The sequence below is a fragment of the Mycobacterium scrofulaceum genome, assembly GCF_002086735.1.
Classification (GTDB): Bacteria; Actinomycetota; Actinomycetes; order Mycobacteriales; family Mycobacteriaceae; genus Mycobacterium; species Mycobacterium scrofulaceum.
Genome location: NZ_MVIJ01000032.1, coordinates 35630 through 58309, shown reverse-complemented (window position 1 = coordinate 58309; position 22680 = coordinate 35630). Strand labels below are relative to the sequence as shown.

The following is a 22680-nucleotide window of genomic DNA, read 5'->3' as shown; positions in this document are numbered from 1 at the left end:
CCATGGCGGTGACGGCCCTCGTTGCGTGCACACCCGTCCACGCGTGGGCCGGACCGTCCGCATGTGACGACCCGTCCTGCGTCCCGGGTATCACCGGAGGTGTCGTGCTGGGCGCGCCGTGCCCGGACACCACCCACTTCGTGTTCGGCACCACCTCGTGGGGCAGGTTGGTCTTCTGCGGATCTCCGCGGCGTTATGAACCCCGGTACTTCCGTTCGCCCTCGATGTGGGGAATCAAAGATGAGAACTCCAACTGCGAGGGCTTCGAGAACTCGGTCGCACAAGCCCCCGATGGGCTGTTCCTCACCTGCCTGTCTGTCGACGGTGCACCCCGGTGGGTTCGTGGCGACACCTGAATCACCCGAGGTGACCGTGGCGAACAACATGCTCAGGCGCGCCGCGCAGTCCCTCGCCGGGCTGGCGGCGACAATCGTCGTCGCGACGGTCGTAGCCGCGACGCCGGTTGCCCGCGCCGACGAGCCGGTGCTGCACCACGTCACCTACACCGTTACCGCGCAGCGCCGCGTCAACGCAGCCATCTACTTCCGGGACGCCGATCCACCCGGCTGGGCCGAATACAGCCACGACCCCTACCAATTCAGCCCCAAGGTCGAAGCCGACGTGGGTCCAGGCACACGGTGGATCCGGGACGTCTGGTTGGCAGCTCCCGATGAATGGGCCATGGTCATCGCCACCGGCGGGATGTCGCCGGCCACGGCGGACTTTCACTGCGAACTCGCCGTGGATGGGACAGTCGTGGCCACCAACAACGGTGCCAGAGGCGCGTTGTGTTCGGTGCGCCACTGGTAACTCCGCGGTCACAGGTACACGAGGTGAATGCTCACTGAGCGGGAACCACAGTCCGCGACCGCCTCGCCGGGGCTTACCGTGTGCTCTATTAGCCGCTGGTATCAACCAACCGCCGGGTCAGCTTCGCTCACACCTGGCGGAAACGGAGAGAGGGACGGCAATGCCCGCCGCGAATTCGTTCGAGAACCGGGACGCGAGCTCTCTCGATGTCACCTCGGAGCGGCACGACGATGCTCACCTCATCGAGGCGGCGGAGGCGGAAGCTGCCGAAGCCGAAGCACTCGCCGCCGCCGCCCGGGCGCGCGTCCAGGCCATCCGCCGGCGCCGACAGAACGAGGCGACCGACACGCGGTCGGCGGAAACCGCTGAGACACCGGCCGACGATAGGGCAGCAACTCCCGCTGACGAAGCTGATGAACTGGACTGCTCCGCGACTCTAGTCGCCGAACCGACGATCACCGATGCCACTGAACTGCCCGATCAAGGCGGCAAGGCGCGCTGGCGGCAGAGAAAGACATACTTCCGCCGACCGAAACGAACCACAATGGTGGCCGCCGTCGGGATGCTCTGCACCGCAGCGCTTCTCGCCGCGAGCGCTGTCATGGTCCGACACCACGATCAGCTGCTGGACAAGCAACAGCGCGCCGCGGAATTCACAGCCGCCGCACGACAAGTCGTCGTCACCCTGATGTCGATCAGCGCCGACAGCGCCAAAGACGATGTACAGCGCATCATCGACAGCTCGACCGGCCAGTTCAGGGATGACTTCCGCGGCGCGGCCGCGGAGTTCGTCAAAGCCGCGCAGACTGCGAAGGTCTCGACCAAGACGACCGTGCAAGCCGCATGCCTGGAATCCATGACCGAGGACACCGCAGCCGTGGCCGTTGCCGCCAGCTCCACGCTCTCCAATACCGCCGGCGCCCCCGAGCAGCCACGCTCCTGGCGGTTGAGCGTCAAACTGGCCCGCGACGGTGGGAAAATCAAGATGTCGAGCATGGAGTTCATCCCATGACGATCGGGCAGCTCGAAAGCCACGACCTCAACGTGGAACTCGCCGCGGCGGCGTCCGGTGGGGGCCAGCGCAAGGACATTTGCGGTGACAACCGATTGCCGCCCACAGACGACGACACCGAGACGCCCCGCAGCCGGATACGGCGCGCACTATCGCATTGGCCGCTACTCATCATCGGTTTGCTGTTGGTGGCGGCCGCCACCGGAACCGCCATACTGTACTTCGGCCAGTATCGACACGACCAGCAGACCAACGACGCCACGGCAAAGTCGGTGATCGGTGCTGCAACCGAGGGAACCGTCGCGCTGCTGTCCTACACACCCGACAAACTGGAAAGCGACCTGGCTGCTGCAAAGTCACACCTGACCGGTGACTTCTTGACGTACTACGGCAAATTCGCCGACCAAATCGTGGCGCCCGCAGCCAAGCAGAAAGCCGTCAACACCCAAGCCACGGTCAAGCGCGCCGTCATCAGCGAACTGCACCCAGACACCGCCAGGGTGCTGGTCTTCCTCGATCAGATCACAACGAGCAAGGATCAACCTGAGCCGGTTCAGACCGCCAGCAGCGTCATGGTCAGCATGACCAAAAGCCACGGCAGCTGGCTCATCTCGGCATTTGATCCCATCTAGCCACATTGCATTTGGTGATTTGTGAAGAGCGGCCTTCTTCGGGAGGGGCGTTGATAACGCTGAATGAAATTTCGATCATGCATAAACTATCGGCCAGGCAATGATGACCGGTGCCGCATTCTCATTGAGGAGATGATTGATGGCCACCCCTGAGACCCGATCCCGCTACACCGTGATTTCGGCGGATACCCACGCCGGTGCCGACCTCCTCGAATACAAGCCGTATCTCCCGCAGGCTTTGCACGACGACTTCGACGCGTGGGCCAAGACGTATGCCAGTCCTTTCGATGACTTGATCATCGCCACCGCAAAGCGCAACTGGGACCATGAGTTGCGCATTTCCGAGATGGACGCTGACGGGATTGCAGCGGAGTTGTTGCTGCCCAACACCGTTCCTCCCTTCTTCCCGACGTCTCCCAACATCACCATCTCGTTGCCCCAGAACCGGGCAGAGTTCGAACACCGCTGGGCGGGCGTGCAAGCGCACAACCGATGGCAGGTCGATTTTTGTTCGCGCGCACCCGCACGCCGACGAGGACTGATCCAGGTATTCCCCAACGACGTCGACGCCGCGCTGGACGAGATTCGTTGGGGCAACGAGCAAGGCTGCTTCGGTGGGGTGCTGCTGCCCCCGGTATCGCCGGGCGACCCCAATGTCGCCCCGCTGTTCCACACTCGATATGAGCCGATTTGGCAGCTGTGCAGCGAACTGGATCTGACGATCGTGCAGCACGGCGGGCCGGGAAGTCCGGCAATGCCCATGGACCAGCCGGCATCCAACGCCGTGCTCATCACGGAAATGGCGCTGTGGGCCCAGCGCACCCTGGGACATCTCATCCTGGCCGGGGTTTTCGAGCGTCACCCCACGCTACGGTTCGCCCCGACCGAGCAGGGCACACTGTGGGTACAGCAGCAACTGATGATGCTCGATGCGATGGTGCCGACGATGAAATCCGAAGCCGGCAACCGCACGTACGGCATGTTCGGTGGTTCCTCGGTCGATGGGCTTACCCTTACGCCGAGTCAGTACGCCCAGCGGAACTGCTACCTGGCCAGCGAATTGGCGCCCTTCGAATCAGCCATGATCGATTTCATGGGTGCAGACCACATTCTGTGGGGAAGCGACTACCCGCACGAGGAGGGCTTCGCTCCGCAATCCAGGCTGGCCATCCGGTGGGCGCTACACAACAGATCGGAAAGCGAGTGCCGAAAAATCCTGGCGGAGAACGCGGCCCGGCTGTACCGATTCGACCTCGACGCGCTGGCACCGATCGCAGCCGAGATCGGGCCGACCGTGGCCGAAGTGCATACGCCCCTTGACGACACCGGGTACCGCGCCCCAGCCGCATTCGGCTACCGCCCCTTCGAAGGCGGACTCGCGTTGAAGCGCCTCGCTCCCCAACGCCAGTAAACGCGGTCTCTCACGGCAGCTCCGGGGGCGGCGGCCACCTAGGCCTCGGCTCCGCTACATCTGATCCTTCGCGGGCGCACAGACGGTCCACTTGCCGGCATTTTTGCGAAAGTACATCGTCTGCGTTTGGTTGTCTTGGAATGTCAGAGTGGCCGACGCCGCGTCGCCGTGCACGACGACGTCACCGATCCTGAATTTCGGTTTTGGCGCGTTGGCAAGTTCGCCCCCGGGGTCCGCGGCCGCATCGAGATACGGTTCGGCTTCCTCGCGGCACATGAGGGTGGCGATTTCTTGCGGGTTTCCCCGGCTGACCGAGTCGGAGAAGGCGCCGATCAACGCCTTGATCTTGACGGGGTCGCTGTTCTGGTAGTGGTCGTAGGCGGCGATCGCCGCGACGGCGCTGGCGACGGTGATCACGATGACCGCCAGCACGGCGTACAGCCAGCCCTGCTTGCGGCGGCGCGGCGGCACCGGTGGTGGTGGTCCCCACCAGGCGCCCGCCGGCGGCATCCACGGGCCGGGCTGCGGTGGGGGTGCGGCATACGGCGGCGGCACCGGCGGGGGGCCATAGGGCTGCTGCGGCGGCCAGGGCCGTCCATACGGGTTACCGGGATAGGGCGTTGTCATATTGCGGCTCAGGCAAATTCATCGAGTTGGGCGGTCATCGTCTCGTCAAGCAGGGCGCCGAAGTCCTCCGGGGCCTCGGGTACTCCTCCGTACACGGTCAAGGCCTGTCCCGGGGGAAGGTCGGGTGACACGCACAGGTGCGCGTCCGCGGTGGTGGCCAGCAGCAGCAGCCGCGTGGCGTCCACCGCGTCGGGCGGCCAGTTGCCTTCCGGCAGTCCTTCCGGGCAGCCCAGGTATTCGGCATAAGTCTGCAGGTGTCGAGGCTGGATGGGGCCGTTGGACATCCAGTCGGGCGCGACGAAGCCGGCGTGCGTCTCCCGGTAGAAGCGGCGCACGGCATCGGGAATTGCTTCGGCGAACCGCAATTCGGTGTCGGCGGCGAGGACCGGATCCCAGCCGATCCAACAGACCACGTGCCGCTCGTCGTCGTAATGCTCGAGGGCATAGACCAGGACGGCCTCTCCGGCCAGGTGGCCGATCCGGACGTCGGCGAGTTCGGTCTCGAGCGCTTGGGCGAAGTCGGGCACCAGTTGCAAAAAGTCGCTGTTCCACAGCGACAAGGCCGCCATGCGCCGGGCTTCCGCCGCGTCGGAGCGCGCGATCGGCTGCCAGGATTCGGGCACGTCGGCGCCGGATCCGGTCGCGGCGAGGACGACCGGCTCGGAATGCGCGAAACGGCCGAGAACCCGTTCGATATGGATGTTTTCGACGGTCATCAGCTGGGCGGGATCGTGGTGAGTAACTGGTTGATCAGGTCTTGTAGCGTCGCGCGGGTGTCGTTTTCCAGTTGCACCTGCTCCTGGACCCACTTGGGATCGGCATTGCCGATCCGGGCGACGCTATCGGAGTTCTTCATGCCATTGGCGTAGGCCGACATCCATTGCAGGTTGCGCGGCGAGTTGGCCACGATATACATGTACTCGGCGGGCAGGTTGAGAAACCCCGGCACATACATCAGCGCAGCGATCGGAACGATGTGATCGACGACGACCGCGGGCCGCGAGGGATCGCTGGCCATGCCCGGTATCGGAGCGCCGTTGCGCGCCGGGTCGGGATCGCCGACGCCCGGCTTGGCCTGCCCCTGCAGTATCAGGTCGTCTGACCACGGCCCTTTCTGACGCAGCTGCTTGAAGACCGGCTGCATCGGGGGCGCGACCGCCACCCCGCCCAGCGAATTCCGGGGCGGTGGCGCAGGCGGCGCGTACCCCGACGGCAGCCGGGCCTTCGCCGCGTTGATCTTGTCGATCCTGTCTTGCGACGGTTTAGGCAGCGTTCCGTGATCGGCCAATTTGGCGACGACGGCCGCGCAGCTGTTGAGATTCGCTTGCGCCTGAGTGCCACGGGCGTTGAGCTGGGCGGCTTCGGCGTCATAGGCGTCGGCCGCGGCCTGCTGCCTCGGCACGATGAAGTCGTGCGGTTGGGCATTGTGGCGGGCGATCTCGGCGTTGATCGAATCGAGCGCCTGCTGCTGCGACTCGCAGCCCTGCGCAGGCCCCGGCGCGGCGCCACTGGTAGCGACTGGCACCGCACACGCCAGGGTCAACAGGAGGAGGAGCGCCGCCAGCACGAGGTTCGGCGACCGGCCCGTCGCCGCCGGCGCCCCCATCGGCTTGTGGCGTTTCATCTCGATACGGATTCCCCAGTTTATGACGAGCGGCCGCGGCCACGTTGCCCGAAGGCGCTTCTTCGCCGCATCCTCGACGGCGCCGCTTCGCGGACGCGGATTCGCGCCCGATACCGCGACGCACTAGTTTTCCTATCGTGATTGCGTCAGCGACGAGTGCCTTCGCGCGGTGTATTGCTCCCTTCCTGGCTGCCACGGCCGTCGCGTGGCTGGGTCTATCCGCCGATCCGCCGCAGGCCGGTCGCGCCCCGGCGGTGCGCCTGGTCGATAGCGGCAACCCGTTGGCCGGCGCGCCGTTCTACGTCAACCCGAATTCGGCGGCCATGCGCGCCGCGCAGAAAGCCGATCCGCCGAGCGCAGAATTGACCGCGATCGCCAACACGCCGCAGGCGTACTGGATCGTTCCGGGGTCGTCGGCGTCGACGGTCGGCAAGTACGTCGGCGACGCGAATGCCGCCGGCGCCATCCCGGTGCTGGCGCTCTACGGCATCCCGCATCGCGACTGCGGCAGCTTCGCCGCGGGCGGCTTCGGGTCGGGTGCCGACTACCGAGGCTGGATCGACGGCATCGCTTCGGACGTGGGCGCCTCGCGGGTGGCGATCGTGGTCGAACCCGATGCGCTCGCGATGGCCGACTGCCTCTCGGGTGATCAGCGTCAGGAACGCTACGACCTGGTCCGCTACGCCGTCGACACGCTGACCCGGGATCCGAACGCGGCCGTCTACGTCGATGCCGGGCACCTGCGCTGGCACAGCGCCGAGGACATGGCCGCGCGGCTCAAGCAAGCCGGTGTGGACCATGCGCGCGGCTTCAGCGTGAATACGGCGAACTTCTTTACCACCGAGGACGAAATCGGTTACGGGGAAGCGATTTCGGGGCTGACGAATGGGTCGCACTACGTGATCGACACGTCACGCAACGGTGCCGGGCCGGCGCCCGACTCCGAGCTCAACTGGTGCAACCCGAGCGGCCGGGCACTGGGCACTGCGCCCACCGCGGCGACCGCTGGCGCGCACGCCGATGCCTACCTGTGGATCAAACGTCCCGGCGAATCCGACGGGACGTGCGGCAAGGGCGACCCGGCGGCGGGCACCTTCGTGAGCCAGTATGCGATCGACTTGGCCCAGAGGGCGGGCCAGTAGCCCGGGGCTGCGGAGCATCGCGCAGCCTGATTCCGGCGAGCGCTCGCAGGGGTTGTGGTGTAGAAAGTGCGTACACGAAAGCCCTGCCAAGCAGCGAGCGGGATTCGACTGGCTTCGACGAGAGGGCTCGAGTTATGCCCGCAGGGAAACGCCGCAGCGCTGAAGCCGACGGCAGCACGATCGACGCCGGCCGCAGCGTCGGCGTCGAAATCGAAGTCGAGGTCACCGAACCGACGGTGTTGGATTTCCAGATCGCGGTCAGTCAACAGCCGGGCATCGAGGTGGATGAATCCCTCACGATCGAGCGAAACGGCACGGCTGTCGAACCGCGCGAGATCGTCGGCCCGCACGATTCGCGCATCCATGTCGTGGCGGCCGACAAAGGGACGGTCACCCTGTCGTACTCGGCGACGGTCGGGGGTCAAGCGGACCCTACGCCGGTGAACGACATCGATGCCATCACGTATCTGCGGCCTAGCAGATACGCCGAAGCCGACAAATTCTTCGGTTTCGCCGCAACCGAATTCGAGCAGTACGCCAAGTCGGCCGCATTGCTGGAGAATGTCTCGTCGTGGGTGGGAACTCGGCTCAGCTACGTCCCGGGATCAAGCGATCCGATCGACGGGGCCACCGACACATTGCTCGCCGGTGCAGGGGTGTGCCGCGACTACGCCCACCTGGTGATCGCGCTGTTGCGCGCGGTGAACGTCCCGGCCCGACTGGCGGCGGTGTACGCACCCGGATGCCAGCCGATGGATTTTCACGCCGTCGCCGAGGCGCTGATAGACGGCGTCTGGCGAGTGGTCGACGCCACCTGCCTGGCGCCCCGGCAATCCATGCTCCGCATCGCCACCGGCCGCGACGCCGCCGACACCGCGTTCCTCGACAACCACGGGGGCGCCATCACCATGCAGAACATGTCGGTCACGGCGGTCGTCGACGGTGAGCTACCCAAGGACTCGGTCGAGCGACTGGTCAGTCTGCGATAGGGACGCCGCCGCGATTCAACGGAAGCGGATCTCCGCCGTCGCCAGCCCAAAGATCTTCCTACCAGCGCACTTTGCGACGACAATGACCATCCCCGCGCGGGTAGCCGGGTCCAGCGACTTGATCCGGCCGCTGTATTCGATGTCCGCACCGTCGGTGGCCGACACGATCGCGGGCTGGGCCAGTCGTACCGCGTACCGGCTCACCGCGCCGGGGTCGCCCGACCACTTCGAGACGAACGCGGCGCCCAAACCCATGGTGAGCATGCCGTGGGCGATCACGTCGGGCTGGCCCGCCAGCTTGGCGACGTTCTCGTCCCAGTGCAACGGATTAGCGTCGCCGGCGACGCCGGAATAGTTCACCAGGTCGCCGCGCGACAGGCGGGCGTGGTGCACCGGTAGCTCGTCGCCGACTTCCAGGTCGTCGAAGCACGGAGTGCCAGGGATGCGGTCCGCAGCACCGCGGGCTATCCGGACGTCACTCGCCGGGCGCACAGTCTTTCGGTAGGCCGCTTCTGAGGTGTCGATTCCGGCGAGGTTCACGTCGTGCATCACCACGTTCTTCGCGGCCACCAGCATCGCCGGATCGACGTCGTCCGCGGTGACGCCGACGACGGTGGTGTGCATGGTATGAACCCGCTCGCCGGCGGCGTCGGTGAACGTGTTGGTCACGGTGATCAGGTCGCGGCCCGCGACTCTGCGGACCGATGAAAGTTCGACGTCGGTGTGCAATTCGTCGCCCGCCACGATCGGTCGGTGCTGCTCGAAGACTTCCTCGGTCTGCAGATACATGTCATAACCGACGACGACCGATTCGAACAGCCGGCGATTGGCAACCATGCCGGGAATTGACGTGAACGTCAGCGGCGCCACCAGGCCCGAATATCCCAGCTCCGCGGCGGCGGCGACGTCCCAGTGCGCGGGGTGGTAGTCCTGCACCGCTCGCGCGTACTCCCGCACCTTTTCGCCGGAGACCCGGTACGGTTCGTCGACCTGGTAGTAGTGGCCCACGCGGGATTCGAGCGTGGGCGTCTCGACTGGTGCGGTCATCAATTGCTCAACATTTCTATCGGCAGGTTCGCTGCGGCCGACCAGGGCACCCTAACGCGCGGATATCCGCGACCGTTGAGGCGGGCGGTCGGCGCGTTGCTGCCGAGGTGAAGGCACGGGTCCGCCGACGCGCATCGGCCACCTAGTGTCGATGACCATGACTGTTTATGCCTTGAATCTGTTCGATGTCGCCGATGCCGACGAGTACCGCGCCTACTCACGACGATCACCCGCTGAGGTGGCCAAGCATGGTGGTCGTGTCGTGGCACTCGGCAGTTTCCAGGATGCGATTGTCGGCGACATCGAGCCGCGGCAGGTGCTGATCCTCGTGGAGTGGGAATCGCGCGAGGCCTTCGACGGCTACTGCAACGACCCGGAACTAGCCGATCTGCATCCGCACCGCGAGAACGGGTCGTCGAAATACATCTGGCACCTGTTCGACCGTCTCGACGATCTCAGGCCCGTGCTGAATCGGTGAGCGTGGCGGGCCGACCTTGATTTGCGGATTACGATATTCGTCGATATCAATCCCTGAGGGCGCCGGGCAAGACGGTCAGATCTTCAAATAGCCCTTGTCGGCAGGGATTTGGGCTGCGGTGATCAAAGACGAAGCGTCGCCGGCAAGCCAGACCACGATGTCGGAGACCAGGTCGGGTGCCGCCAGCGATTCGGTGGGCAGCGCGCCCGGCGAGAAGCTGTGGATGTAACGCGGATGGTCTTGGAACGTCTGGTACATCGACAGGTCGTTGCCCATCGGGGTGTCGGTGCCGTACGGGTGCACCGAGTTGACCCGGATGCCGAATTCGCCGAGCTCGACCGCCAGCGAGTTGGTGAGCCCGACGACGCCGAATTTGCTTGCGCAGTAATGCCCGCAGCCCGGAACGGCTTTGATCCCCGCCGCGGAGCTGATGTTGATGATCGATCCGCCGTTACCGGCCGCGATCATCGGCGGCACCACCGCTTTGATCGTGTTCCACAACCCGGTCAAATTTGTGTCGATGGTCTCCTGCCACTGCTGAGCCGAAATCTCCCACAGCCGCCCCCAATTCAGCACGCCGGCGTTGGCCACCACGATGTCGAGCCGGCCGAACTGCTCGATCGCGTTCGCCACCACCCGCTGCTGGGCGGACAGATCGCGGACGTCGACCTCGTCGGCGAGGATCTTGCGGCCCTCGCCCTCGACCAGGTTGACGGTCTCGGCCAGGTCGTCCGGGAGTGCGGGGGGATAACCGTTGTGTTCGGCGACCGGCGCGCAGGCGTCTATCGCGACGATGTCGGCGCCCGCACGCGCCAGCCGGACACAGTGCGAGCGGCCCTGACCGCGGGCGGCCCCCGTCACGTAGGCAACTTTGCCGGCGAGCGGGGCGACGGGATCGGTCATGCCGATACCTCCTCTGCTTGCCCCGTCGGATCGGGGCGCTTCGCCGCCGATGATAGACAGCGTCGTTCCGGGAGTTGACGAAATGGGCGAAAGCGGCATCGCATCTCGGGACACGGACCGTGTCCGACACGCGCCGTGCGACAGTTGCCGGATGACAAACGTCGCCGTGGTCGGCGCCGGACCGGGCGGGTTGGTGGCGGCGCGCTGGCTGTTGTCGCAAGGGTTCGAGCCCACGCTCTTCGAGCAGGGTTCGACGCTGGGCGGGCAGTGGGCGGTGTCGGAGCAGTGTAGCGGCGTCTGGGCGGGCATGTACACCAACAGCAGCCGCACCATGACCGCCTTCAGCGACCTCGATCACGACGGTGACCTCGTCTACCAACCGAATCGCGACATTCTCGACTATCTGCATCGGTACGCCGCCAAATTCGGTCTGACGGCGCGCATCCGGCTACGCAACCGGGTAAAACTGGTCAGCCGAGACGACAAACCCGGCTGGCTGGTGTCGCACGCCGACGGTATCGACCGTTTCGAGCGCGTGGTGGTGGCCAGCGGCAGGTTCAATGCGCCGGCGGTGCCGGCCATCGCGGGCTTGGAGACGTTCTCCGGCTGCGCCGGTGCGACGGCCACGTTCGGCTACCGGGACGGCACCGCGTATCGCGGCAAACGCATCTTGGTTGCCGGCTGTGCGATCAGCGCGCTCGAGATCGCCTCGGAGATAGCGCAACTCGGAGCGGCGCGAGTGGTTGTGACGCAGCGGCGACAACGATACGTCGTCCCCAAATTCGTGTCCGGCGTCCCGACCGACCATCTGCTCTACACGCGCTACGGCGCCCTGGCGGAAGCAACGCTCCCGGTCGAGGACGTCGAGGGGCAGTTGAAGGAGGTTGTGCTCAGGGCGGCGGGAAGCCCCGAGCAGTACGGTGCCCCGGCGCCTGACCCCTCGCTCTTCGCGGCCGGCGTAACCCTCAGTCAGAACTATCTCCCGTTGGTGGCCGAAGGCCGAATAGCGGTGCGGCCGTGGATGACAGGTGTGTCGGGTGCCAAGGTGGGCTTCGCCGACGGCCGCGCGGAGGAGTTCGACGGGATATTGTTCGGGACCGGGTTCAATTTGCGTCTACCGTTCCTGAGCGAAGAGGTCCAGAAGATTCTGGACCTCGACGCGGTGCATCTGGACGCGGACCGGTACACCTTTCATCCGGACCTCCCAGGGCTGGCCTTCGTGGGGATGTGGGACCAGGCGGGCGGTTACTTCGTGCCGCTCGAGCTCCAGGCCAGATGGATCGCCTACGCATGGGGCGGCGCCATCCCGCCCGTGAGCGACAGCGACCAGCGGCTGGCGATCGATGCCTACCGCGCCCGTCGGGGCTTGGCGCAGAAGTCGAGGTTGAACCTCGTCGCCATCGCCTTCGCGCGAGCCGCGGGCGTGGAGCCGCGACTGGACAACTGGCCGAACCTGCGCCGGGCGTTGTTGTTCGGCCCGCTGGCGCCGAGCTGTTTTCGGCTGGAGGGACCCGACGCGCTGCCTGACGCGCCGGAGCGGTTCGCGCGAGAGGCTGCGCGGTTCGGTGCCATCACTTCGAATGACCTGACTGAGCGCGAACAACGGTATTGGGAGGCGCTGGACGACGGCCGGCCCCAGTCGGCGGCGGGGATCGCATCTGGAGGACATCGCCGCCGCCGTCGGGATCCCGGTGGCCAGCATTTACCAATGCTTTCCGAGTAAGGCCGCGAGACCGGCGGTTTCATTTCGGCGCGGCGCCGACCAACTCTACCGGTGATCTGCGGCCATCGTGGCCGCCGGCGATCCGGCGCGGTCGCTGGTGGCGGGGGCGCTGCCTAGCGCGTGCTCTCGTCCGGTAGGTCCCGCCGGGACTGGTGCAATCCCGGCGCGTCCGGGTCAACGTCCTGATGTTCCAGTTTTTCCTGCAACCTGCGCTGTTCCTCGGTCGCCTGCCGGGCGTCTTCGGGTGCCGGTGGCGGGTCGATATTGGCTTGCGGATCCACGTGATCTCCTCTGACCGTCTGCGCTGCTCCCGTCAGGGTCTCCCGAATGCCGCGCGGCGAAACGTGGCCGGCGCGACTTCCGCCGAACGCTGCGGTCAGCCCAGGTGAGCGGACAGCAACCAGGCCCCTATCGACTTGCGGCCGTTGCCCTCATCGCGGATGTCGGCGCCGGCGAAGGCCTGGAAGCCTTCCACGGCGCTGTCGGGAACGTTGGCGTGGATGCGGGCCGGCCGGATCTCGTCGATCACCCAGTACTTGGAGACCACGTCGCGCAGTTCCTCCTCGGTGACCGCATTGACCGGGCCGTCGACGGGCATGCCCGCGCGGTCGAAGACGAGGACGAAGTAGGAGGCACCCGGCGCTGCGGCCCGCACGATCGACTGCTGGTAGCCCTCACGCAGCTCGACGGGCATCGAGTGGAACAGGGTGCTGTCGACGATGGTGCCGAAGCGGCGGTCGTAGCCGGCGAACGCGCTGATGTCGGCGACATCGAAGGTGGCATTCGTCAGGCCCCGCCTGGCGGCCTTTTCGCTCGCCAGCTTGATGGCCGTGGGCGACTGGTCCAGGCCCACCGTGGTGAAGCCGCGCTCGGCCAGGAACAACGACACCGCGGCTTCCCCGCACCCGGCATCGAGGACGTCGCCATGGAACTTCCCGGCCTCGATAAGGGCCGCAATCTCAGGCTGCGGCTCGCCGATGCTCCACGGCGGCCGATTGCCCTCACCCATCTCGGGGGCCTCGCCCCGGTAGGCGGATTCGAACATTTCTTGAGTTGGCTGAGACATACCATCCGTTATATCAATGCAACTGATATATGTCAACGGGGTTGATACTGCAGCTGGAGGCGGCCTAGCGAAGGGTGGCGGTCAGGTAGCCGGAGTCTTCGCCGAAGGAGGCCAACTCATCCTTGGGCACTTCGAACCCGTGGACGGCGAAGGCATCGTCGGTCGTGCGGATGTCGACCGCCCAGCCATGTGCCGCCAGGTATTCGGCGGCGGTGTTGCGGTCACCGGTGTAGAACAATTCGGCGAGATTGATGTCGGAACCCAGGCGTTGCGATCGCTGCGTGAGCTTCTGCGCCCAGTCCGACGGGATGTTGCGCAGGTCCATGTGCTCGGTCGCGATCCGGCTGCCCGGAGCCGACAACGCGACGATGTTGTCGAACAACCGGTCCTGCGCCTCCGGCGGCAGGTAGACGAGCAGGCCTTCGGCGCTCCAGGCCGTGGGCGCGTGCGCATCGAAACCCGCCTCGCGCAGGGCGGCCGGCCAGTCGTCGCGCAGGTCGATCGCCACCGTGCGCCGCTCGGCGGTGGGCTGGGCGCCAAGACCGGCAAGTACCCGCGTCTTGAACTCGATCACCTCCGGCTGATCGATCTCGTAGACCACCGTGCCGGCCGGCCAGGCCAGCCGATAGGCCCGCGTGTCCAGGCCGGACGCCAGGATCACCGCCTGACGGACACCGGATTCGGTTGCCTGCACGAAGAAGTCGTCGAAGTATCGGGTGCGCACCGTGATCTGCTCGTTGACGGCCCGGCGATTCAGCAGGGGATCGTCTGACCGGTCGATCTGGTTGTCGAGGAGTTTGACGAAGACGTCGCTGCCCACCGCGCGCACGAGCGGATCGGCAAATGGGTCGTTGAGCAGCGGGTTGGGCCCTTGCGAGGCGATCGCCCGTTGGGCGGCCACCGCCGTTGCGGTCGCTCCCACGCTGGAGGCCAAATCCCAGGTGTCGTTCTCGGTGCGGCCCACTGCCGGCCCCTCTCCCTCATTAGTTAGCTCGTTTAAGCGACGACGCCCACTCTACGCGCCTGGCGCGGACCGTCCCGTCCGATAACGGGCCCGGGGGGTGACGACGACGCGGCGACGTGCTGAGATCGGGTATGGCCGAAAACACCGAACTGAGCCCGACGGACTGGGTGCGCGAGCAGACCGAGCGGATCCTGCAACAAGGCACCACCGACGGGGTCGAGATCTTCGATCGGCCGGTCGTTCTCCTGACCATGACCGGAGCGAAGTCAGGCAAGAAGCGCTATGTACCGCTGATGCGCGTCGAAGACGGCGGCCGTTACGCCATAGTCGCGTCGAAGGGCGGGGCCCCCGAGCATCCCGTGTGGTACTTCAACCTGAAGGCGAACCCGGAGGTGACCCTGCAAGACGGCGCCAAGGTCGTCACGCTGAGGGCGCGCGAACTGGAAGGGGCCGAGCGCGCGCAATGGTGGCAGCGGGCCGTCGACGCCTACCCTCCCTATGCGGAATACCAGACCAAGACATCGAGGCAGATACCGGTGTTTGTCCTGGAGTAAATCGGCTACGCGCCAATCCATTCCGCTGATCCACGCGCGGCTCGGGATTCCCGCGGCCTCAACGCCGGTACGCGCCAGAAGATTTGCATTCGATATGCGCCCGGCCCGTCGGGTTGCGACCCTTCTGACCGGCCCATACCTTCGGTATCCATAGGCGAGACGCGCCAGCGGAACAATGACGTTTTCGGCAATTTGTGATCGCTTGTGCCGCAGGTTTTTCCATCGCAATACTCGGCGCGTTGCGGGCGATATCCGACGCGCTGTTTGTGCGTAACCCCAGGGAGGGTCGATGCAACACGCCGAGCGGGTAGCTGAACGCGCCGCAGGGAAGGGCGAACCGACGCGGATCGACCGGTTGCGGGCGGCCCTCCCGTACGACCTGCCGGCCTCCTTGGTGGTTTTCCTGGTGGCGCTTCCGCTGTCACTCGGAATCGCGATCGCCTCGGACGCCCCCGTACTTTCCGGCTTGATCGCGGCGATCGTCGGCGGCATCGTCGCCGGATGTATCGGTGGGTCGCCATTGCAGGTCAGCGGTCCGGCGGCCGGGCTCACGGTGGTCGTCGCCGACGTGGTCTCCCAGTTCGGCTGGGGCGTAACGTGTTTGATCACCGTCATTGCCGGAGCCCTGCAAGTCATGTTGGGGATCAGCCGAATCGCGCGGGCCGCCTTGGCGATCTCTCCGGTTGTCGTGCACGCCATGCTGGCCGGCATCGGAATCACCATCGCCTTGCAGCAGGTGCACGTCCTGCTGGGCGGCAAATCGCAAAGCTCGGCCTGGACAAACGTCATCGGTCTGCCCGCGCAGATCGTCGGCGCGCACCGCCCGGGCCTCGTCCTTGGCCTGCTGGTCATCGCCATCTTGGTCGCGTGGCGCTGGGCGCCGGCCCGGGTCGCCAAGATCCCGGGTCCGCTGGTCGCGATCGTGGTCGTCACGGTCGTCTCGGTCGTTGCGCCGTTCAACGTCTCCCGCATCAGGCTGGAGGGCTCGGTGCTCGAGGCGCTGCAGTTGCCGCAGCTCCCGCACGGCGACTGGAGCGCGGTCGCGGTCGCGGTCATCACCGTCACGCTGATCACCAGTGTGCAAAGCCTGCTCACGGCGGTTTCCATCGACCGCATGCACAACGGCCCCCGCACAGACTTCAACCGCGAGCTGATCGGGCAGGGCGCGGCGAACATGGCGTCGGGGGCCATCGGTGGGCTTCCGATCGCAGGTGTCATCGTGCGCAGCGCGGCTAACGTCAATGCGGGCGCCAAAACTCGCGCCTCGACGATCATGCACGGGATCTGGATCCTGGTGTTTGCCGTGCCCTTCGCGGGACTGGTCGAACAGATCCCCACCGCCGCGCTCGCCGGCTTGCTCATCGTCATCGGAATCGAACTGCTCAAGCCCGCACACATCGAGACCGCCCTGCGCAACGGCGATCTCGCCGTCTACCTGGTGACCATCGTCGGCGTCGTCTTTCTCAATCTGCTGCACGGCGTCATGATCGGGCTCGCGGTGGCGGTCGTCGTGACCGGATGGCGGGTGGTTCGGGCCAAGGTGGAAGCGAAGCCCGTTGGCGACGAATGGCACGTCGTCATCGAAGGCGCGTGCACCTTCCTCGCCCTGCCCCGGCTGACGGGCGTGCTGGCGTCGATCCCCGAGCGCACCACGGTGACCGTCCACATGTTGGCGAACTATCTCGATCACGCCGCGCACCAAGCGATCAGCGACTGGCAACGTCGGCACTGCGCCACGGGCGGAACGGTCAAGCTCCACCGCGATTCCGACGGACGGACCGAGCAGCCGCCGAAAGCCCACCGTCGCGCAGTGCACCTCAGCTTGGTCGAGGCGAACGCCGGCTAGCCACGGGGCCGCTACTTCAGGTCGGCGGCGACCCGCTCCAGCGCGGCGAGGTGGTCGTCGACTGTCGCGAGCCCGGCGTTCATCGTGTTGACCGACAGGTGGGTGGCGCCCGCCGCCCGCCAGGCGGCGATGCCGGCGGCGGTCTTGTCGGGGTCGCCGGTCCAGCTGACGCGGCCCTCCATCCCGAGGCTCGCGGGGTCCCGGCCGACGGCCGCGGCTGCCCGCCGCACCTGTTCGCGGGCGTGCTCGAGGCCGGGTCCGGGAGCCGTCATCGGGAACCAGCCGTCCGCGAGCCGCCCCGCGCGTTCCAACCCGCGGTCGGAGGCCGCGCCGATCCATACCGGGATCGGGCGCTGGACGGGCGGCGGGGCCAGGCCCGCAGCCGTCACGGTGTGGTACCGCCCGTCGAAGGTGACCGATCGTTCGGTCCACAGCCGGCGCATCAGTTCGATCTGCTCCTCGGAGCGCTTGCCGCGATTGCCGAACTTCTCGCCGAGCGCCTCGTATTCGACGGCGTTCCAGCCCAATCCGACGCCGAGTCGGAACCTGCCGCCGGTCAACAGGTCGACCTCGGCGGCCTGCTTGGCCACCAGCGCCGTCTGTCGTTGCGGCAGGATGATGACCCCGGTGACGAGTTCCAGCGACGTGATCGCGGCCAGATAACCGAACACGACGAACGGCTCGTGGAAGGTCGAGTCGATGTCGTAGGGTCCGTCCCAGCCGCGGTGCACGGTCGGATCGGCGCCCACGACGTGGTCGTAGGCGAGGATGTGGGTGAATCCGAGTCCCTCGACGCCCTCGCCGTACGCGCGCACGACCGCCGGGTCGCCGCCGAGTTCGGTCTGGGGGAACACAACTCCAATGCGCACCGGCGGTGCAACCGCGCCGCGGCGGTATTGCTTCCCGCGCAAGCGGAAAAAGTTTTCCGACGGTGCCGTCTTCGCGCCTCTCGGCAGGTGGTCGCTCGAAGCGACGGTTTTGAGGTGGTACCCGGGGGAATGTCCGACACCGTCGCGTCTGACAACGCCGCCGCCCGCCCGGGTATTTCATCCGGCCGCGATGATGGACGGGTGACGACGAAAAAGATCAGCGGCGCGCTGCGGGTCGGCGACTTCGAGCGGACGTTCGAAGCGGAGCTGGCCGCGCGCTACGAGATTCCGCGGCTCCCCGAGGGTTCGGGACGGGCGGAGTTCCTGGCCGAGCACGGGGCCGACGTTCGGGTGGTGCTCACGTCCGGTTCGCCCGGCGTCGACGCCGAGACCATTGCGGCGCTGCCCAACCTCGAGGTGATCGTCAACAACGGCGCCGGGGTGGACCTGATCGACCTGCGGGCGGCGCAGCACCGCGGCATCGGCGTGAGCAACACGCCCGACGTGCTGTCGGACACAGTGGCCGACACCGCCCTGGGGCTGATCCTGATGACCCTGCGCCGGTTCGGCGCCGCCGACCGCTACGTGCGGGCGGGCAGATGGGTGCGCGACGGCCCGTTCCCGTACGCCCGTGACGTCAGCGGGCTGCAGGTCGGGATCCTGGGGCTGGGCCGCATCGGTTCTGCCATCGCGACCCGGCTGCTGGGGTTCGACTGCGCCGTCGCGTACCACAACCGCCGCCGCGTCGACGGATCGCCGTTCCGCTACGCCGAATCCCCGGTGGAGCTGGCCGAGTCGGTCGACGTCCTGGTCGTGGCCACCACCGGCGACCCCAACGCGCGCCACCTGGTCGACCGCGCCGTCCTCGAGGCGTTGGGGCCCGAGGGTTACCTCATCAACATCGCCCGCGGCAGCGTCGTCGACCAGGACGCGCTGGTGGAGTTGCTGGCCGGCGGCGGCCTGGCCGGGGCGGGTCTGGACGTCTTCGTCGACGAACCCCACGTGCCGGCCGAGCTGTCCGAGCTGGACAACGTGGTGCTGTTCCCGCACATCGGCAGTGCCACGGCCCGGACCCGCCGGGCGATGGCGCTGCTGGCGATCCGCAACCTCGATAGTTATCTCGAAACCGGCGAACTGGTGACACCCGTGTTGAAACCGCGGCGCTGACGGCAGGATCAGCTCATGTCAGATGCCTCACACCGCATGGTCCGCCTGCCGAATTACGGGTATCAGGCCTTCCACTATGAGTGATACGACCCGGCGTCAGCTCGGGCAGACCGACAGTCCGATCGAGGACGAACTCGAGGACGCCTTCAGCAGGATGTTGAGCGAGGGCACCCAGCGCCTGCACCGCACCTGGCGTGGCGTGCTGGTCACCGGCTTTTTCGGCGGCACCGAGGTGGGGATCGGGGTGCTCGCCTACCTGTCGGTGCTGGACGCCACCCACCGCCCGCTGCTGGCCGGGTTGGCGTTCTCCATCGGCTTTCTGGCCCTGCTGCTGGGCCGCAGCGAGCTGTTCACCGAGGGCTTCATCATCCCCGTCGTGACCGTCGCCGCCAAGCGCGCCAGCCTCCCGCAGCTGCTCAAGCTGTGGGGTGGCACCATGTTCGCCAACCTTGTCGGCGGCTGGGTGATCATGGGGCTGATCATGACCGGCTTCCCGGAACTGCATGCGCAGACCATCGAATCCGGCACGCACTTCGCCACCGCGCCGTTGTCGGGGCAGAGCATGGCGCTGGCCGTTCTCGGCGGCATGGTCATCACGCTGATGACCCGGATGCAACACGGCACCGATTCGGTGCCCGCGAAGATCGCCGCCGCGGTCGCCGCCGCGTTCCTGCTCGCCGGGTTGCGGTTGTTCCACTCGATCCTGGACTCGCTGCTGATCTTCGGCGCGTTGATCACCGGCAAAGCCCCGTTCGGATACCTGACCTGGCTGGGCTGGTTCGGTTACACCGTGGTGGGCAACATGATCGGCGGGCTGCTGTTCGTCACGCTGTTGCGGCTGCTGCGCAGCAAGGACCGGCTCGAGGAGGAACGCGCCGACGCCGAGTCGTCGTGAGCCTCAACGGAGTTGCGGCATAATCTCGTTCGCGACGAGTTCGAGGTGAGCAAGGTCGGTGATGTCCAGGAGCTGGGTGTAGATCCGCTGCACGCCGATCCCCCTCCACGCCCCCAGGTTGTCGACGATCTCTGCGGGGGTGCCGACCAGCGGGCTATTCGAGCGCAGCTCGCCGAGGTCGCGGCCGATAGCGGCGGCGCGGCGGGCCAGCTCGCTGTCGTCCCGGCCGGCGCAGAGCACGAAAGCGCTCGAATAGACCATGGATTCGGGCGGTCGGCCGGCCTCGTCGACCGCCTGCGCCACCCGCTGGTACTGCTTCTCGGTCGCGTCCAGGGGCGCGAACGGAACGTTGAACTCGGCCGCGTACTTCGCCGCCAGCCGCGGCTTGCGGTGGGCACCGAGGCCGCCGATGACGATCGGCGGATGCGGGCTCTGCGCCGGTTTGGGCAGTGCGGGCGATCCGGCGATGGTGTAGTACCTGCCGACGTAGTCGTACGCCTCACCGGGCTTTGTCGTCCACAACCCGGTGACAATCGCCAACTGCTCACCGAGCCGGTCGAACCGCTCCCGCAACGGCGGAAAGGGAATGCCGTACGCCAGGTGTTCCTTCTCGAACCAGCCGCTGCCCAGGCCGAATTCGACGCGCCCGCCGCTCATGTCGTCCACTTGCGCGACGGCGATGGCCAGCGGGCCCGGGTGGCGAAATGTGGCAGACGTCACCAACGTGCCCAATCGGATGCTCGACGTCTCGCGCGCGATCGCGCCCAGGGTCACCCACGAATCGGTCGGGCCCGGCAGCCCGTCGCCGCTCATCGCCAGGTAGTGGTCGGACCGGAAGAATGCGGAAAAGCCCAGTTGCTCGGCGGTTTGGGCAACGGCGACCTGTTCGGCGTAACTGGCGCCCTGCTGCGGCTCGACGAATGCACGGAAGTCCATAGGATCGATCCCTCGCTATCTCGTTGTACGGCAACTGATTCCGAGCCTGTACCCGCCTGTGGCCAAAGCGAGACGGCGAACGGGTTAGCACCCGGCCCGTAACTGGGTATGCGCTTAGCATGACCTCACTTCTTCCACCCACGGTCGTGACGCCCGCGCGATTGACCTGCGCCGGTGCCGCCGACGCCGTCACGGCGGCGGAATGGCGCCGCGTCCTGCGCCGGTGGCTTCAAGAGGCGACTGAGGCCCCCGCGGAGGTTCGCGACGACATCATTCTGGGCGTCAACGAGGCGCTGGCCAACTGCGTCGAGCACGCGTATCGGGCCCACCGGACCGTCGGCACCATGAAACTGCAGGCCAGCCATGATCTCGCCGCGCAGGCGATCAGCGTGTGCGTCAGCGACCGCGGATCGTGGCATCACCCGCCGGTGCAGCGGCTCAGCGATCCGCGGCGGTCGCGCGGCATTGCGCTGATGCATGCGCTCGCCGACCACTGCACCATCAACGCCCGCCCGACCGGCACGACGGTGTGCCTGGACTACACGACGAGGCCCTGACGGCGGCCCGCCTACACCCCGACCGCGCGCTCGAGGTCCTTCAGTGACGTCTCCAGATGGCCGAGCAGCCGTTGCAGGTGCGGGACGCTGCGGCGACAGCCCACGAGCCCGAAGTCGAGATTGCCGGCGTTGTTGGTCAGGGTGATGTTGACCGCCTGGCCGTCGAGCGGGATGGACAGCGGATAGTTCCCGTCCAGCCGTGCGCCACGCCAGTACAGCGGTTCGGACGGGCCGGCCGAAACGTTGGAGATGACGATGTTGAAGGGCGGTGACGCCGCCGACAGGTAGCCGGGGATCAGCCCGAAGAACAGGCCGCCGATGTTGAACGCCGACAGCGCCAGCTGCTGAACGGGCGGCAGTTGTTGGAACACCGCTTTGGTGTCGCGGATGGAGCTGCCGACGATCTCGAGCCGCCGAGCCGGGTCGTCCAGGTCGGTCGCCAGGTTGCACAGGAACGTACCCACCAGGTTGCCGCCGCGGTCGTCGTCGGACTTGCGGAGATTGACCGGCACCATCGCCGTCAGCGGGGCGTCGGGCAGGGCGTTCTGCTCGAGGAGGTAGGCCCGCAGGGCGCCGGAGCACATGGCGAGCACGACGTCGTTGACCGTCACCCCGGCCGCCGACTTGACCGCCTTGATCCGGTCCAGCGACCACGACTGCGCGGCCACCCGCCGGGCACCGCCGATCCTGACGTTGAACATGCTGCGCGGCGCCCGGAACGGCATCGTGAGCTGCTGTTCGAGCAGCGCGGCGCGGGCCAGCTTCAGCGTGGACGGCGCGAGGGCGAGCGCGGACCCCGCCGTGCGGCCGGCCCGCTCCAGCAGCGACTGGCGTTTCTGTTCTCCGCCGCGCTTGCGGGGCCCAAGGCTCCACGGGACGCGCACCTCGTCGTCGTCCGGGTCAGGGGTGAAGGCGCGCTGCACCAACCGCATCGCGGACACGCCGTCCATGAGCGAGTGGTGGTACTTCGTGTACACGGCGTACCGGCCGTCTTGCAGCCCCTCGACGAGGTGGGCCTCCCACATCGGCCGGTGGCGGTCGAGCAGGCTGCCGTGCAGCCGGGACGCCAGCTCCAGCAGATCACGCACCTGCCCCGGCTCGGGCAGTGCCGAACGGCGCAGGTGATAGTCGAGCTCGACGTCGTTGTCGAACGACCACGCAAAGTTGGTCAGACCACCGAAGAAGGCCGGGTGCTTGCGGAACAGCGGCTGCACGTCCGTGCACTCGAGCATGGCCTGGTAGGACTCGCGGACGAAATGGGGCCCGGCGTCCTCGGGCGGTTCGAAGAGCTGCAGCGATCCCACATGCATCGGATGTTCGCGGGACTCCCCGATGAGGAACAGCGCGTCCGTCGGCGATATCGGTTCCATGGTCAACCCCAATCCTTCGCTGCGCCGTCCTGGCGGCACACGCCCATCTCGTAGTAGC

General features: G+C 66.8%; 24 protein-coding genes and 2 pseudogenes. 15 read left to right on the top strand and 11 right to left on the bottom strand.

The window, feature by feature from the left end; all coding sequences use genetic code 11:
* Window positions 1-2: 2 nt before the first annotated feature.
* The 5 genes from BST44_RS19640 to BST44_RS19620 all read left to right on the top strand — a co-directional run bounded on the left by BST44_RS19640 (window position 3) and on the right by BST44_RS19620 (window position 3865).
* On the top strand, window positions 3-356 hold the full coding sequence (locus tag BST44_RS19640; protein WP_083178784.1) for a hypothetical protein: 354 nt from the start codon (window positions 3-5) through the stop codon (window positions 354-356).
* Window positions 343-810 (top strand): Rv2576c family protein, encoded by a 468-nt coding sequence (locus BST44_RS19635; RefSeq protein ID WP_244184877.1) that lies wholly within the window; start codon window positions 343-345, stop codon window positions 808-810. Before BST44_RS19640 ends, BST44_RS19635 begins: the two co-directional genes overlap by 14 nt.
* A gap of 160 nt (window positions 811-970) precedes the next feature.
* Entirely contained in the window at window positions 971-1822 is an 852-nt protein-coding gene (locus BST44_RS19630) for an Rv1363c family protein (RefSeq protein WP_244184876.1), read from the top strand.
* Window positions 1823-1854: 32 nt separating this feature from the next.
* A complete protein-coding gene (locus tag BST44_RS19625) occupies window positions 1855-2454 on the top strand; it encodes a twin-arginine translocation pathway signal (RefSeq protein WP_244184875.1) in 600 nt (199 codons plus the stop codon).
* 139 nt (window positions 2455-2593) lie between these two features.
* On the top strand, window positions 2594-3865 hold the full coding sequence (locus tag BST44_RS19620) for an amidohydrolase family protein (protein ID WP_208619840.1): 1272 nt from the start codon (window positions 2594-2596) through the stop codon (window positions 3863-3865).
* A 54-nt stretch (window positions 3866-3919) separates the two neighbouring features.
* Here BST44_RS19620 and BST44_RS19615 read toward each other — a convergent pair whose 3' ends face one another.
* From BST44_RS19615 to BST44_RS19605, 3 genes are read right to left on the bottom strand one after another with little or no spacing between them, the layout of a single operon-like run.
* Entirely contained in the window at window positions 3920-4492 is a 573-nt protein-coding gene (locus BST44_RS19615) for an Rv0361 family membrane protein (protein WP_142274580.1), read from the bottom strand.
* 8 nt (window positions 4493-4500) lie between these two features.
* The gene (locus BST44_RS19610) at window positions 4501-5208 is read right to left on the bottom strand and encodes a hypothetical protein (protein ID WP_083178762.1); all 708 of its coding nucleotides are present in this window, start codon (window positions 5206-5208) and stop codon (window positions 4501-4503) included.
* On the bottom strand, window positions 5208-6098 hold the full coding sequence (locus tag BST44_RS19605) for a hypothetical protein (protein WP_142274579.1): 891 nt from the start codon (window positions 6096-6098) through the stop codon (window positions 5208-5210). Before BST44_RS19605 ends, BST44_RS19610 begins: the two co-directional genes overlap by 1 nt.
* 128 nt (window positions 6099-6226) lie before the next feature.
* On the opposite strand from BST44_RS19605, the gene BST44_RS19600 reads away from it, so the two are divergent.
* On the top strand, window positions 6227-7258 hold the full coding sequence (locus BST44_RS19600) for a glycoside hydrolase family 6 protein (protein WP_439330742.1): 1032 nt from the start codon (window positions 6227-6229) through the stop codon (window positions 7256-7258).
* Window positions 7259-7392: 134 nt separating this feature from the next.
* The gene (locus tag BST44_RS19595; RefSeq protein ID WP_083178759.1) at window positions 7393-8247 is read left to right on the top strand and encodes a transglutaminase-like domain-containing protein; all 855 of its coding nucleotides are present in this window, start codon (window positions 7393-7395) and stop codon (window positions 8245-8247) included.
* Window positions 8248-8262: 15 nt separating this feature from the next.
* Here BST44_RS19595 and BST44_RS19590 read toward each other — a convergent pair whose 3' ends face one another.
* The gene (locus BST44_RS19590) at window positions 8263-9294 is read right to left on the bottom strand and encodes a fused (3R)-hydroxyacyl-ACP dehydratase subunits HadA/HadB (protein WP_083178758.1); all 1032 of its coding nucleotides are present in this window, start codon (window positions 9292-9294) and stop codon (window positions 8263-8265) included.
* 157 nt (window positions 9295-9451) lie between these two features.
* Here BST44_RS19590 and BST44_RS19585 point away from each other — a divergent pair, with 157 nt between their 5' ends.
* A complete protein-coding gene (locus tag BST44_RS19585; RefSeq protein ID WP_083178780.1) occupies window positions 9452-9772 on the top strand; it encodes a DUF1330 domain-containing protein in 321 nt (106 codons plus the stop codon).
* 75 nt (window positions 9773-9847) lie between these two features.
* On the opposite strand, the gene BST44_RS19580 is transcribed toward BST44_RS19585, so the two are convergent.
* Window positions 9848-10675, bottom strand: a complete 828-nt coding sequence (locus BST44_RS19580) for a mycofactocin-coupled SDR family oxidoreductase (RefSeq protein WP_083178757.1) — start codon at window positions 10673-10675, stop codon at window positions 9848-9850.
* Here BST44_RS19580 and BST44_RS19575 point away from each other — a divergent pair.
* A pseudogene (locus tag BST44_RS19575) lies at window positions 10674-12140 on the top strand (flavin-containing monooxygenase); the annotation flags it as partial. The gene BST44_RS19580 and the pseudogene BST44_RS19575 overlap by 2 nt on opposite strands.
* Window positions 12141-12321: 181 nt before the next feature.
* A pseudogene (locus tag BST44_RS31705) lies at window positions 12322-12444 on the top strand (TetR/AcrR family transcriptional regulator); the annotation flags it as partial.
* A gap of 67 nt (window positions 12445-12511) precedes the next feature.
* On the opposite strand, the gene BST44_RS30475 reads toward BST44_RS31705, so the two are convergent.
* The 3 genes from BST44_RS30475 to BST44_RS19565 form a co-directional block, all read right to left on the bottom strand.
* Window positions 12512-12679 (bottom strand): hypothetical protein, encoded by a 168-nt coding sequence (locus BST44_RS30475; protein WP_167380230.1) that lies wholly within the window; start codon window positions 12677-12679, stop codon window positions 12512-12514.
* A 95-nt stretch (window positions 12680-12774) separates the two neighbouring features.
* Window positions 12775-13464 carry a class I SAM-dependent methyltransferase gene (locus BST44_RS19570; protein WP_083178755.1) on the bottom strand — a complete coding sequence of 230 codons (690 nt, stop codon included), beginning with the start codon at window positions 13462-13464 and terminating at the stop codon, window positions 12775-12777.
* Between the two features lie 64 nt (window positions 13465-13528).
* Window positions 13529-14428 (bottom strand): class I SAM-dependent methyltransferase, encoded by a 900-nt coding sequence (locus BST44_RS19565; protein ID WP_083178754.1) that lies wholly within the window; start codon window positions 14426-14428, stop codon window positions 13529-13531.
* Window positions 14429-14559: 131 nt separating this feature from the next.
* On the opposite strand from BST44_RS19565, the gene BST44_RS19560 reads away from it, so the two are divergent.
* Entirely contained in the window at window positions 14560-14982 is a 423-nt protein-coding gene (locus BST44_RS19560; RefSeq protein WP_083178753.1) for a nitroreductase family deazaflavin-dependent oxidoreductase, read from the top strand.
* A gap of 289 nt (window positions 14983-15271) precedes the next feature.
* Complete coding sequence (locus BST44_RS19555) at window positions 15272-16828, top strand: SulP family inorganic anion transporter (RefSeq protein ID WP_083178752.1); 1557 nt, start codon at window positions 15272-15274, stop codon at window positions 16826-16828.
* Between the two features lie 11 nt (window positions 16829-16839).
* On the opposite strand, the gene BST44_RS19550 is transcribed toward BST44_RS19555, so the two are convergent.
* On the bottom strand, window positions 16840-17697 hold the full coding sequence (locus tag BST44_RS19550; protein WP_083178751.1) for an LLM class F420-dependent oxidoreductase: 858 nt from the start codon (window positions 17695-17697) through the stop codon (window positions 16840-16842).
* 201 nt (window positions 17698-17898) lie between these two features.
* Here BST44_RS19550 and BST44_RS19545 point away from each other — a divergent pair, with 201 nt between their 5' ends.
* Together BST44_RS19545 and BST44_RS19540 are read left to right on the top strand one after the other, a co-directional pair.
* The gene (locus tag BST44_RS19545) at window positions 17899-18864 is read left to right on the top strand and encodes a 2-hydroxyacid dehydrogenase (protein WP_083178779.1); all 966 of its coding nucleotides are present in this window, start codon (window positions 17899-17901) and stop codon (window positions 18862-18864) included.
* Between the two features lie 76 nt (window positions 18865-18940).
* On the top strand, window positions 18941-19759 hold the full coding sequence (locus BST44_RS19540) for a formate/nitrite transporter family protein (protein WP_083178750.1): 819 nt from the start codon (window positions 18941-18943) through the stop codon (window positions 19757-19759).
* 3 nt (window positions 19760-19762) lie between these two features.
* On the opposite strand, the gene BST44_RS19535 is transcribed toward BST44_RS19540, so the two are convergent.
* Window positions 19763-20695: an LLM class F420-dependent oxidoreductase gene (locus BST44_RS19535; RefSeq protein ID WP_083178749.1), complete on the bottom strand. Its 933-nt coding sequence runs from the start codon at window positions 20693-20695 to the stop codon at window positions 19763-19765.
* Window positions 20696-20814: 119 nt separating this feature from the next.
* Between BST44_RS19535 and BST44_RS19530 the strand changes: the two genes are divergently transcribed.
* Window positions 20815-21252 (top strand): ATP-binding protein, encoded by a 438-nt coding sequence (locus BST44_RS19530; protein ID WP_083178748.1) that lies wholly within the window; start codon window positions 20815-20817, stop codon window positions 21250-21252.
* Between the two features lie 11 nt (window positions 21253-21263).
* Here the strand turns inward: BST44_RS19530 and BST44_RS19525 are convergent, their stop codons facing one another.
* Window positions 21264-22622 (bottom strand): WS/DGAT/MGAT family O-acyltransferase, encoded by a 1359-nt coding sequence (locus BST44_RS19525; protein WP_083178747.1) that lies wholly within the window; start codon window positions 22620-22622, stop codon window positions 21264-21266.
* Window positions 22623-22680 lie beyond the last annotated feature (58 nt).